The sequence below is a fragment of the Alcaligenes sp. SMD-FA genome (assembly GCF_025960365.1).
GTDB classification, from domain to species: Bacteria; Pseudomonadota; Gammaproteobacteria; order Burkholderiales; family Burkholderiaceae_B; genus Alcaligenes; species Alcaligenes aquatilis.
Genome location: NZ_CP110108.1, coordinates 2,851,183 through 2,863,316, shown reverse-complemented (window position 1 = coordinate 2,863,316; position 12,134 = coordinate 2,851,183). Strand labels below are relative to the sequence as shown.

Genomic DNA, 12,134 nt, shown 5'->3' with positions numbered 1-12,134 from the left:
GTCTTTGGCGCCTCGGGTGTTGATTTCCTGTCCGTCGTCGAACAGAAGGTGGTTGTTTAGCGCGACAAGTAACGCATCGCCTCTTCCAGCCCTGCGCTGGTAACGGGGTACATATGGTCGGACATCAGGTTCTGAATGATGGCGATGGATTGTCGATACGGCCAATAAGCCTGCGGTTCCGGGTTGAGCCAGGCGATACGTGGCCAGTGATCGTTCAGCCTTTGCAGCCAGGCTGCACCGGTTTCCTTGTTGTAGTGCTCAACAGAACCACCTGGAGCCATGATCTCGTAAGGACTCATGGTGGCATCGCCTACGATAATGATGCGCCAGTCCTCGTTGTACTTGCGCAGCAAATCCCAGGTATCCAGCCTCTCGCTTTGACGGCGAGCATTGTTCCGCCAGACTGATTCATACACGCAGTTATGGAAGTAATACGCTTCCAGGTGCTTGAATTCAGAGCGTGCAGCCGAGAACAGGGATTCTACCTGGGCGATGTGGTCATCCATGCTGCCGCCAATATCCAGTAGCATCAGCACATTGACCCGGTTTTGTCGCTCGGCCTGCATGTGTAGATCCAGCATGCCGGCATTGCGAGCTGTCTCGCGTATGGTGCTGTCCAGATCCAGCTCGGTGGGGGCGCCCTGGCGGGCAAAGCGGCGCAGGCGTCGCAACGCCATTTTGAAGTTGCGTGTGCCCAGCTCTTGCTGGTCGTCGTAATCCACGAACTCGCGCTTTTCCCAGACCTTGATGGCGGTACGGTTTCCTGCAGAGGGGCCGCCGATACGGATCCCTTCGGGGTGATAGCCACCATGTCCAAACGGTGAGGAGCCACCCGTGCCAATCCATTTGCTGCCGCCCGCATGTCGCCCTTGCTGTTCGTTCAGACGTTCCTTGAACATCTCCAGCAGTTTTTCCAGCCCATGCTTTTCCAATGCAGCTTTCTGTTCAGGCGTCAGGTTGCGGGTCAGTGTTTTGCGTAGCCAGTCCTCGGGCAAGGTCTTGTCCTTGGCCAGCGCCTCCAACTGTGGCTGATAGAACTCACCAAAGGCCAAATCAAAGCGGTCGTAAAGGGTTTCGTCCTTGATCAGCACCAGTCTGGACAGATGGTAAAAATCGTCCAGCGTGGGGGGCATGATCCCTTTGCACAATGCGTCCAGCAGCGTCAGGTGTTCCTGAATGGAAACCGGCAGGCCGCGCTCGCGCAGGTGGTAGAAGAAATCAAGCAACATGGCCGTGCTGCCTTAGTTTGTCCAGCAAGTGGGCGCGGACATCCGGCCACTCGCCTGCCATCAGGCTGTAGAACAGGGTGTCGCGTATCGTGCCGTCGCGGCGCATAGCATGGTGGCGAACTCGTCCGTCGAAACGAGCTCCCAGGCGGGTGATGGCTTGCTGGGATTTGAAGTTCAGGTGGTCGGTACGCCAGCCTACGACGCCAGCTCCCAAGGTCTCGAAAGCATGTTGCAGCAAGAGCAGCTTGGTCGCGGTATTGACGTGGCTGCGCTGGGCGCTGCGAGCATACCAGGTGTAGCCGATTTCCAGGCGGCCCACTGGCGCAATAATGTCGTGATAACGCGTGGTGCCGACAGCTCGGTCTGTGCTCAGGTCCCATACCAGAAAGGGCAGCATATGGCCCTGTTCCAGACCGTCCAGAGCTTTATTGACATAGTCCTGGGTCTGGCCGGGGGCGGGGACGCTGGTCACACGCACATTCCAAAGTTCGCCATCGGCCGCAGCCGCTTCCAGCAATTTCACATGCGCCAGTTGCAAAGGCTCCAGACGCACGCCCCATCCTTGCAGCGTCAAGGGAGCCAGTGGCTGGGAAAAAGCGCTTGTTTGCATATCAGCTCCGGCGCTGGCTGCGTTGGCTCATGGCGGCCAGACGCTGCATCAAGGACAAGTCTTGTTCGTTTTTCAGCAAGGCACCGGCCATGGGGGGCAGGCCTTCATCCAGCTCATGCAGGGCATCGGCCGGAATGTCGTTAGCCAGTAGCAGACGCAGCCAGTCCAGAAACTCCGAGGTGGAGGGTTTTTTCTTCAGGCCAGGGACATCACGCAGGGCAAAGAAGGTATCCAGGGCGCTGGACAGGATGTCGCTGCGCAGGTTGGGATAGTGCACGGCCACAATCTGTTCCATGGTCTCGCGCTCCGGGAAGCGGATGTAATGAAAGAAACAGCGGCGCAGGAAGGCGTCAGGCAGATCTTTTTCGTTATTGGACGTGATGATGATCAATGGGCGGTGGCGCGCCTTGACGGTCTGGCGAGTCTCATAGACATGAAACTCCATGCGGTCCAGTTCCTGCAGCAAGTCATTGGGGAACTCGATATCGGCCTTGTCGATTTCGTCGATCAGAACGACAGTAGGCTCCTCGGACTCAAAGGCTTGCCACAAGGTGCCTTGCACAATGTAGTTGCCGATATCGTGGACTTTCTCATCACCCAATTGGGAGTCGCGCAGACGCGAGACCGCGTCATATTCATACAGACCCTGATGCGCTTTGGTGGTGGACTTGATATGCCATTGCAGCAGGGGACGTCCCAGGGCACGGGCCACTTCCAGGGCGAGCAGTGTCTTGCCGGTACCCGGCTCGCCTTTGATCAGCAAAGGACGTTGTAGCGTCAAAGCGGCGTTGACGGCCAGCTTCAAATCATCGGTGGCAACGTACTGGTCGGTGCCTTCAAAACGGGTCGTAGTAGTCATAAATCGGCTCAAACTTGTACTTAAAATGTTGATCTGTCAAGAATAGAAACTCGGGTATAAATACTAGTATCAGTCATCCTTGGCAATTATCATACAATCGTCTCAGTACTCGTCGGTCAGCATCACAGAGCCAGGTGTCGCGTTGATTCACCTTTTGCTGCAATAGACGCAGAGCCTGACCCGGACCGTTTTCAACTCCACGACAAAGCGAATAGCGATGATGAAGTTGCAAATGAAGCGGTGTGTCTCTTTCTTTCTTCTGGCCTCCAGCTCCTGTCTGCCCTGGGCAGCCCAGGCGCAGGATTCCGAGCCGATCAAGGCCAATCCCGAGGCGGCGCGCGACAAGATCTCCATGTGTATAGGCTGTCATGGCTTGCCCGGTTACAAGGCCAGCTTTCCCGAGGTCTATCACGTTCCCATGATTGCCGGGCAGGGTGCTGCGTATATAGAAGCGGCGCTCAAGGAGTATGCCAGCGGCGCTCGAACCTTCCCCACCATGCAAGCCATTGCGCTGAGCTTGTCCGAACAGGACATGGCGGACATTGCCGCGTATTACGCGGGCAACAAACCTTAAGGACGGGGAGGTACGTATGAGAAAAACAGTCTTACTGGTGGCAATGGGGCTGATGGTCGCAGGGGGCGGTCAGGCAATGGCTGCTGACGATTTGGTCAATGCAGGCGGACAAGCCTGGAAGAACCTGAATTGTGCCTCCTGTCATGGCGAGGATGCGAAAACGCCCTTGAATCCGGAGTATCCCATTCTGGCTGGCCAGCATGCGGATTATTTACGTCAGGCCTTGATGGCGTACAAGCGTGGGCAGGCCGGAGCGCCGGCAACGTCCAATATTCGCAAGAACGCGATCATGGGAGCGATGGCCAACACCATGAGCCAAGCGGATATTGACAGTATTTCCGTGTGGCTGTCGCGTCAGCCCGGCCCGTTAAGCCATAGGAAGTAAAGCAGCTTGCGGCGTTAGTCGCGCGTGCTGTGGCGCAAAATCAATTCGATATAGCGCTCATTGTTTAGCGGCGTGCCCAGACGTTGTGCTTCCCAGATCACCTCGCCCAGTGCCTCCATGATGATGTGCGCTGCGGCATGCTGATCGTGCTTGGTCAATAAGCGCTGATATGCTGCCTTGATGCCCGGAGGCTGGTCAATCGACAGTTGCTCATTGATGGCCAGATGCATGGATAGGTGCAAGAAAGGGTTACTGCGTCCTTGCTCCACGGAATAGTCCTGACTGACGGCATCGGCGTTGCGTAAATCGTCGTGGTACTCGGGGTGCTGCTGTACCAGATCCACTGCCATGGTCTCTAGAGCGGTCAGCAGATGACCACTTTGGTGTTTGTCCCAAGCTTCAATGAAAAATTGGCGAACCTGCTCGCGAGAGGGGTTGAACATGGTGGAGTCGAGAAAAAAATGGTCAGAAAATGCGAATCTTTGGCGCGAATTTTACGGGAAACGGTGAGAATGACTGGCTGGTACAAGCCACCATCGGGGCCGTGTAGAATAGATAAGTTGTCAAGAATGCAAGCATTTTTGACAAGCTTTGAGTTTACAGGTGCCTGAATACGCGCGAATTAAGTTAAACTCTTATATAAGACTTCGGAAACGCAAAAGCGTTCCGTGTTTAGCTATCCCTAATATTGGAGCACAACTGGAGCATCCATGTCCTATCAGCATATCAAGATCCCCGCGTCGGGGCAGAAAATTACAGTTAACGCGGATTTTTCCCTGAATGTTCCCGATCAACCCATTATTCCCTACATCGAGGGTGATGGTACGGGCGTGGATATTTCGCCAGTCATGATCAAAGTGGTCGATGCTGCGGTTGCCAAAGCGTATGGCGGCAAGCGCAAGATCGAATGGATGGAAGTGTTCGCCGGTGAAAAATCCACCAAGGTGTACGGTTCCGACGTGTGGCTGCCAGAAGAAACACTGGATGCCGTTAAAGACTACGTCGTGTCCATCAAAGGTCCTCTGACCACTCCCGTTGGCGGTGGCATCCGTTCCCTGAACGTGGCCCTGCGTCAGCAACTGGACCTGTACGTCTGCCTGCGCCCAGTGCGCTACTTCAAGGGTGTTCCTTCGCCTGTGCGTGAGCCAGAAAAGACCGAAATGGTCATTTTCCGCGAGAACTCCGAAGACATTTACGCCGGTATCGAATTTGCTGCTGAGTCCGAAAGCGCCAAGAAGCTGATCGATTTCCTGCAAACCACCCTGGGCGTGAACAAGATCCGCTTCCCCAATACTTCCGGTATTGGTGTCAAGCCTGTTTCCCGCGAAGGTACCGAGCGCCTGGTGCGCAAGGCCATCCAGTACGCTATCGACAACGATCGCTCTTCCGTGACCATCGTTCACAAGGGCAACATCATGAAGTTCACCGAAGGTGGCTTCCGTGATTGGGCTTACGAACTGGCTCAAAAAGAATTCGGCGCTGAATTGATCGACGGCGGCCCATGGTGCAAATTCAAGAATCCCAAGACCGGTCGCGAGATCATCGTCAAGGATTCGATTGCTGACGCCTTCTTGCAACAGATCCTGCTGCGTCCTGCCGAGTACGACGTTATCGCCACACTGAACCTGAACGGCGATTACATCTCCGACGCTCTGGCTGCTCAAGTGGGTGGTATTGGTATCGCTCCCGGCGCCAACCTGTCGGACTCCGTGGCCATGTTCGAAGCTACCCACGGTACTGCTCCCAAGTACGCTGGCAAAGACTACGTGAACCCAGGTTCGCTGATTTTGTCCGCTGAAATGATGCTGCGTCACATGGGCTGGACCGAAGCTGCTGATCTGATCATTTCCAGCATGGAAAAATCCATCACCTCGCGTAAAGTGACTTATGACTTTGCCCGTCTGATGGAAGGCGCTACTCAAGTGTCCTGCTCCGGTTTTGGCGATGTCATGATCGAAAACATGTAATGAAAACAGGCTGTTAAAGCCAGTTTTCTACATGAAAAACCGTCGACCTTCGGGTCGGCGGTTTTTTTTCGCCTCATGCTTTGGCGGGCCGTTCCGCTCCTGTCTTTTTCTTCTATCATTGCGCTCAAATTATTTTTGATCGTTAGTTTTATGCAATTAAAAATAAAAAGAAGGCGTGATTTTTACTAGGTGAAAACCCGAATAAACCCAATAAAACAAGGGTTTTCGACTGTTTCCATAATTATTGATATTGCGATTAACTGACGATAGATATAAATTTGCTACATCAAATAATTCTAAGGAGCAGTTATGGCTATCACAGGAGCTACGTTGGTCGCCGAGCACGAGCGGATCACCGTTACTCAGGCCCCATCCCGTCAGGAGACAGAGGAGATTCTAGAACGTATCCATGAGATCGGTCCGCTGTTACGCGAGCTGGCCCCACAGGCTGACCGTAATCGCGTGTTGTCGGATGAGGCGGTTCAGGCTTTGGAGTCCACCGGGGCCTGGCGCATTTCGACCTTGAAGCGCTACGGCGGGTACGAGGGTGGCGCGGACATGCTCTTGCAGTGCGCCAGCGCCGTGGGCTATTACGATCCGGCAGCCGCCTGGTGTGTGGTGATCTCGAATGGTTCGGTCATGCTGGCCAACCGTTTTAGCGATGCGATGCTCGATGAGGTGTTTGCAGATGGCCCTATCCGTGCCGCGTCCATTTTTGCCCAACCGCAAGGCACGGCAACGCCGGATGGCGATGGCTGGCGCATTACGGGCAAGTGGCCTTTTGCATCGAACAGCAATCATTCGGACTGGGCGCTGGGAATTCTGTTCATCAAGGAAAGCGAGCTGGTCGAGCCTACCGTGGGCTTTGTGTTGATGCGTCGTGATGAGTTTGACATTCAGGACACCTGGTACACCATCGGTATGCGAGGGTCTGGCTCCAACACCATGGTGGCTGAAAACCTGTGGGTGCCCAAAGAGCGCTTGATCACGTTTCAGCAATTGATGGGGGATGTGCAGGAGCAAGATCCTTCGGCCACGTTTGGCCGTCGTTTGACGCCGCACCTGACCATGTCCACCTGCATTCAAGCGCCATCTTTGGGAGCGGCTCAAGCGGCCGTGGATTTCACCAGTGGCGTCAGTGGCAAGCGTGGCATTACCTATACCCATTACAAGAAACAGTCGGATTCGGGGGCGTTTGTGCAGAACTTGGGCTCGGCCAGTATCCAGATTGATGGCGCCCGTTTATTGTTGGAACGTGCTGCGGCGCAGATTGATGCGGCTGCCTCTGGCATAGTGCCCATGCCCTTGGAACTGCGTGCGCGTCATCGCGCCGGGATCGGCCATGCCGGACACGAACTGGTGGATGCGGTGAACAATCTTTGCTGGTTGCATGGCACCGCTTCGTTTGCGGAAAACAGCCCGCTGGGCCGGATGTGGCGCGATATTAATACCGGTACTCGCCATGCCTCGATTACTGCGCCCATGGGATACGAGCTGCACGGCAACGGCATGACCGGTACGCCTTATATTTCCAACAAGCTCTAAGCCATGACGGCGACATTGCTGATCAATGCGCCCTCGCGCCGTTGTCGTGCCGATGGCGTAGAGGTGCAGGCCTGGTATGGCCTGCGTTACGCCCAAGGCACGCATCGTTTTGAAGCGGCGCAGGCGGCGGTGGGGCGGGTGGCAGCGACATCTCTGGATCAGGTGCCTTTATTTCCGCAGCGCCCCAGCCGCCTTGCTGCAGTCATGGGCGCAGGCAGTGCCAACCCCCAATCTGAAGATGCTTATTTTCTGAATGTGTGGGCGCCAGCTCAAGCGCAAGGTCTGCCTGTCGTCTTTTTTATCCACGGTGGTGCCTGGATGAGTGGTGGTGCTTCTTTGAATTGGTATGACGGCACCCGTTTGGCAGCGCAGGGCATGGTGGTCGTCAATGTGAATTATCGTCTGGGCGCCTTGGGGCACTTGGGTGATGCACAGGCGGATGATTTGCCTTTACCAGCAGCCGATTTGCTCTTGGCGCTGCAATGGGTGAAAGATCGCATCCACGCCTTTGGTGGCGACCCGGACAAGATCACCTTGATGGGGCAGTCGGCGGGTGGCTGGTACGCGCATTTGCTCAGTGTGCTGGAGTCCACGCGAGGCTGGATTGATCGCGTGGCTTTGCTCAGCATGGGGACGCGCACACCGTGGACGCCCGAGCAACAAAGAAAAACCACGGAGCGTGTGCGACAAAGCCTGGGCGATCAGTGGCTGATGGCGGATGTCGATACCTTGATGCAGCACGGCATGCTGGCCCTGGATAAAGAGCCGCCACGCTTGGCTCATGCTCCTTCGGCATTCTTGCCGGTGGCCAGTGCCGGGATGCCGCCGGATTTATTGAATCCTGACTGGGCGGCACAAACCTGCCATGCGCAGGCGGTGTATCTGCGTTGTACTGCCCAAGAGTCCTCGGTGTTCTTTTTTGATGTACCTTTTCACCGGCAGGCGACGCAGGAACAGGTCGATCAGGCTTTGGGTGTATGGCCTGCGGAAGATTTACCCGCCAACCTGCTGCGAAACGGCGTGTATCAGGGAGCAGAGTCGGGCTTGACACCGTATCAGCAAGTTGTGGCGGCGTCTTCCTGGTTGCAGTTTCAGCGCTTTCCTACCCAGTATGCGGCTAGCCTGAAAGCAGCGGGGCGAGCTGTGGTGTGGAGTGACTTTACAGAGCAAAGCCCACTTGACGCGGTGTTCAGTGGGCATTGTTTTGATCTGCCGTTTCAGTTTGGCAACTTTCTGGCTTGGCAGGATGCCCCCATGATGCAGGGGGTAACGCAGGAACGATTTGAGTGTGTTTCCCAGGACTTGAGGGGGGACATTGCCCGTTTTGTAGGGGCATGACTCCAGAAGCTGATCTACTCCGCGCGGTGGGCCTTCCAGTTTGGAATGGCCTGTTGCACGTGTTGCGAACTCAAGGGGCTAAGCAGGCGGTGTAGGTCACCAAATAATTTACGGGCCGTATTGCCGACCCAGTTGTCAGGCAATAGCTCGGGTGCCAGGCCGGGATCCAGAAAGGGCAGTCTGCGCCAGCGGGTCACCATGGGCATATAGAGGCGGAAGGCTTCCAGCGGGTCGCCCGTGCCCTGGCGCAAAGCGGTTTGCCAGACCTCAACCTCGTGCTGATATGAGTTTAAAAAGGACTGGTACTCGTTGGCCAATTTGTCCCAATTCCACCAGCGGGAAATTTTTTCCTGAATATCGCTCAGGCCACTGGGTTCGCAGGTGAACAACTCAATATAGGGCCAGAGCTGGTGCTCGCGTATGTACTCGACAGCCTCTGCCTGCAAGCGCGCCGGACCTATATACAGGCCCGCATTCACCGTGCCAAAACCCATGCGGGCCAAGCCGGTACGAATCTTGTGACGGTTCTGGCGTTCGCTTTCTGGAACAGAGAAGGAGACCAGTAGCCAGGGATCCCGAATATTCATGGAGGGCGAGGAGAAAATCCGCTCGTCACCGGCTTGCATATGCGGTTCCAGCTCGGCGGCCAAGGCATAGCCTTTGCCTGAGGCGGCTTGTTGGCTGACCAGTACGCCTTTTTTCTTGAGTCGGGAAATAGCGGATCGCACACTGGATGGCTCAGCGCCCAGGTCAGCTAGCAGTTGGACCACGCTGGCCACCGGAATGATGACGCCCGTGGGACGGGCGAACAGACCGTAGAGCGTCAGAATGTAGTGGTGCGGGGCAAGTTGCTCGTGCTCGCCATGGTCTCGGCTGGCGATGAACTCATCAATCGCGACGCTTGCTTTCATTCTGTTTTCCGGTGGAGGGGCTGATCGCTACCCATTTTTGATAGTAGGTTTGTAGCGGGCCATTTTACCGTGCGTGCCCCGGCGGCGCTAGCGTGGCCGCATTCGAGGCTTGTTACGTCTTGTGCGACAGGGCTGCGGCATGGCCTTTCAGGGCAGGGTTTCCTCCAGCACGCTGTCCAGCACCACGATGTCCTGAATATGCGCAGCGATGGCATCGAGCATGGCCTGATGAGCGTCACTCTCCCGGTAAGCGTCCAAAGCTTCCTGCGTGCGGAATACGGACAGCAGGGCATGGCTGTAGCGCGCAGAGCTGCGCGACAAATTCGGCACCCACTCAAAGCGCTCTATGCCTGGGCACTCCTGGCGTATGCGGATAAAGGCGTGATCCAGCTTGGGGACCAGCTCCGGGCTGAGCGGGGTGTGGGGCGCCATCAAAACGATATGTAAATACATGCTGTCCTTCTTGTTAGGGATAGGCCCTGTTGCCGTAGTTCAGGGCTTTATTAATTGGTATTTTATTGCAAATAAATAATTACAGATCATTATTCGCAATAAATTACAGGCAAATTGCATAGGCCTATAGTGTTTAAAACGACGATTTTTCATAGGGTTAACACCTAAAATCAACAAAAAAAGACATTGATTGTCTATTTTGTTATTGCAAATAAATGACGATCGAAACAGAATTTAGGCCAAGCGAGCAGGCTGCAGGAGCGCTCGCCTCATTTTGGGTTTTGGGTCTTTAACGCCTGAGCAGAGTCATCGTCATGAAAGAAAACATAAGTGGGTTGGGAGCCAGGGCGGTACGCGAAGCCTTTGGGCACTTTCCGTCGGGGGTTGCCGCTATTGCGGCTGTGCTCGATGGCAAGCCGCACGTCATTGTGGCGTCCAGTTTTTCCGTAGGGGTATCGCTGGATCCGCCTTTGGCCGCCTTTTTTGTACAGAAAAGTTCCTCGACCTGGGCGCTGCTGTCGAGCGCCTCGCGTCTGGGGGTGTCAATTTTGAGTGCTGAACATGCGGCTATTTGCCGTCAGCTGGCTGGGCCGGACAAGGACAGCCGCTTCAGCGATATCGAGGTCGAGCTGACCGAGGAGGGGGCTGTCCATATCCAAGGGGCATCAGTCTGGTTTGACTGCAGTGTTTTTCAAGTGCATCCGGCCGGGGACCACGATGCCGTGCAATTGCTTATCCACGATGTGCAGATCGAACGCGAAATCTCGCCACTGATCTTTCATCGTTCTCGTTTCACGCAGTTGGTGGCCTGAGCCACCGGATCAAAAACAAACAACAAGAAGCATAACTATCACAGTGAAGGGGACATCTCTTGGACGCACCTACATCATCTTTGCGCGAGCAGCCCATGACTGCTGCGCAGCGTCGACGCGTTATTTTGGGGGTTGGGGCGGGTAACGCCCTGGAGTGGTACGACTGGACGGCGTATTCGATTTTTGCCGCCTATTTTGCTAAGCAGTTTTTTCATAGTGAGGACCCGCTGGCGGCCTTGCTGGGCACGCTGGCAGTATTTGCCGTGGGCTTTTTCATGCGCCCTTTGGGAGGCATCTTTTTTGGCTGGCTGGCCGACCGCAAGGGGCGACGTTTCACCATGACCTTGTCCATGCTGGTGACAGCCTTGGGCAGTTTGGTAATTGGTATTGCGCCGACTTATGACATGGTGGGGCCGATTGCCGCCTTGTTCTTGTTGATGGGCCGCCTGTTGCAAGGCATTGGCCATGGTGGGGAGGTGGTGTCCTCTTTCACTTACGTCACTGAAATGGCACCTGCCCATAAACGCGGGCTGTGGTCTTCCTCCGTCTTTGTGTTTGTCACGATCGGGGTTCTGGCGGCTGTCTTGCTCAGTGCCTGCCTGACCAGCCTGCTGGGTGAAGAGGTTGTGCGGGCCTGGGCATGGCGTGTGCCCTTTGTGCTGGGCGGTGCTTTGGGGGTATATGCGCTGTATCTGCGCAGAAAACTGGACGAAACCCCCATGTTCAAAGCCCGTCAGGCTGCAGCGCAAGCGTCAGGCAAAACGGCACGCCCTGGTGCGCGGGTGTTCTGGGCGGAGGTCTGGAAGTACCGCAGCGCCTGCTTGCGCGTTTTTGCCTTGTCGGCAGGCGGCACGGTGCTGTATTACGTCTGGGCCATTATGGCACCCACCTTTGCCATTACCTCTTTGGGCATGCCTGCTGCCAAGGTGATGTGGGTAGGCGTTGGGGCCAATCTGTTCCTGATCCTGTGTTTGATTTTCTGGGGGGCATTCTCGGATCGTTTTGGTCGCAAAGTGAACTGGTACTTTTTCTCCATTGGCTCAATCGTTAGCATCATCCCGCTGACCCTGGTGCTAACGGGTGGTCAGGGCGAAATTTGGCGTCTGATGGTGTTCATGGCAGGCGGCATGCTTTTGATCTCTGCCCCCACTGCGATCATGCCCGCCTTTTTCCCCGAGCAGTTTCCGACTCGTATCCGGGCGGTCGCCATGGGTTTGCCGTATTCGGTCGCTGGTGCCCTGACGGGCGGGACTGCTCCCTATTTGCAAGCCTGGCTGCATTCCATCAATCAAAAGCAGGTGTTTGACTGGTACCTGATTGGTCTGTGCATTCTGGCCTTGTGGGCCACCATTGCCTCGCCTGAGACCAAGGGCAAGGATTTACACGATTGACCTGTATAGGCGTTGCCCGGCTGAAGGAGCCGCGCAGCGCCTTTTTTGAGTTCTCAAGGA

At 55.6% G+C, this 12,134-nt stretch carries 13 protein-coding genes; 7 read left to right on the top strand and 6 right to left on the bottom strand.

The annotated features are described in order from the left end of the window. Positions 1-56: 56 nt before the first annotated feature. Genes OKX01_RS13215 through OKX01_RS13205 form a run of 3 tightly spaced genes read right to left on the bottom strand, consistent with a single transcriptional unit; the run spans position 57 to position 2,698 of the window. Complete coding sequence (locus OKX01_RS13215; RefSeq protein ID WP_094197390.1) at positions 57-1,229, bottom strand: vWA domain-containing protein; 1,173 nt, start codon at positions 1,227-1,229, stop codon at positions 57-59. Beyond that, complete coding sequence (locus OKX01_RS13210) at positions 1,219-1,839, bottom strand: GNAT family N-acetyltransferase (protein ID WP_264671837.1); 621 nt, start codon at positions 1,837-1,839, stop codon at positions 1,219-1,221. Before OKX01_RS13210 ends, OKX01_RS13215 begins: the two co-directional genes overlap by 11 nt. A 1-nt stretch (position 1,840) precedes the next feature. Continuing rightward, complete coding sequence (locus OKX01_RS13205) at positions 1,841-2,698, bottom strand: AAA family ATPase (protein ID WP_094197388.1); 858 nt, start codon at positions 2,696-2,698, stop codon at positions 1,841-1,843. Between the two features lie 217 nt (positions 2,699-2,915). Between OKX01_RS13205 and OKX01_RS13200 the strand changes: the two genes are divergently transcribed. Together OKX01_RS13200 and OKX01_RS13195 are read left to right on the top strand one after the other, a co-directional pair. Further along, positions 2,916-3,272 (top strand): c-type cytochrome, encoded by a 357-nt coding sequence (locus tag OKX01_RS13200; protein WP_108727795.1) that lies wholly within the window; start codon positions 2,916-2,918, stop codon positions 3,270-3,272. 16 nt (positions 3,273-3,288) lie between these two features. Further along, on the top strand, positions 3,289-3,657 hold the full coding sequence (locus OKX01_RS13195) for a c-type cytochrome (protein WP_121739368.1): 369 nt from the start codon (positions 3,289-3,291) through the stop codon (positions 3,655-3,657). 14 nt (positions 3,658-3,671) lie between these two features. Here OKX01_RS13195 and OKX01_RS13190 read toward each other — a convergent pair whose 3' ends face one another. Then, complete coding sequence (locus tag OKX01_RS13190; protein ID WP_094197385.1) at positions 3,672-4,100, bottom strand: DUF1841 family protein; 429 nt, start codon at positions 4,098-4,100, stop codon at positions 3,672-3,674. A 267-nt stretch (positions 4,101-4,367) separates the two neighbouring features. On the opposite strand from OKX01_RS13190, the gene icd reads away from it, so the two are divergent. The 3 genes from icd to OKX01_RS13175 all read left to right on the top strand — a co-directional run bounded on the left by icd (position 4,368) and on the right by OKX01_RS13175 (position 8,507). Then, the gene (gene icd / locus OKX01_RS13185; RefSeq protein WP_042488358.1) at positions 4,368-5,624 is read left to right on the top strand and encodes an NADP-dependent isocitrate dehydrogenase; all 1,257 of its coding nucleotides are present in this window, start codon (positions 4,368-4,370) and stop codon (positions 5,622-5,624) included. Positions 5,625-5,933: 309 nt separating this feature from the next. Continuing rightward, positions 5,934-7,169, top strand: a complete 1,236-nt coding sequence (locus OKX01_RS13180) for an acyl-CoA dehydrogenase (RefSeq protein WP_264671836.1) — start codon at positions 5,934-5,936, stop codon at positions 7,167-7,169. Between the two features lie 3 nt (positions 7,170-7,172). Beyond that, positions 7,173-8,507 (top strand): carboxylesterase family protein, encoded by a 1,335-nt coding sequence (locus OKX01_RS13175; RefSeq protein WP_264671835.1) that lies wholly within the window; start codon positions 7,173-7,175, stop codon positions 8,505-8,507. A gap of 14 nt (positions 8,508-8,521) precedes the next feature. Here the strand turns inward: OKX01_RS13175 and OKX01_RS13170 are convergent, their stop codons facing one another. After that, positions 8,522-9,418: a PaaX family transcriptional regulator C-terminal domain-containing protein gene (locus OKX01_RS13170; RefSeq protein WP_094197382.1), complete on the bottom strand. Its 897-nt coding sequence runs from the start codon at positions 9,416-9,418 to the stop codon at positions 8,522-8,524. A gap of 147 nt (positions 9,419-9,565) precedes the next feature. After that, positions 9,566-9,871, bottom strand: coding sequence for a Dabb family protein (locus OKX01_RS13165; RefSeq protein WP_264671834.1), 306 nt, complete (start codon positions 9,869-9,871; stop codon positions 9,566-9,568). A gap of 314 nt (positions 9,872-10,185) precedes the next feature. Here OKX01_RS13165 and OKX01_RS13160 point away from each other — a divergent pair, with 314 nt between their 5' ends. Both OKX01_RS13160 and OKX01_RS13155 read left to right on the top strand, forming a co-directional pair. Further along, on the top strand, positions 10,186-10,683 hold the full coding sequence (locus OKX01_RS13160) for a flavin reductase family protein (protein ID WP_094197380.1): 498 nt from the start codon (positions 10,186-10,188) through the stop codon (positions 10,681-10,683). Positions 10,684-10,742: 59 nt separating this feature from the next. After that, on the top strand, positions 10,743-12,074 hold the full coding sequence (locus tag OKX01_RS13155; protein ID WP_264671833.1) for an MFS transporter: 1,332 nt from the start codon (positions 10,743-10,745) through the stop codon (positions 12,072-12,074). The last annotated feature ends 60 nt before the right edge of the window (positions 12,075-12,134 follow it).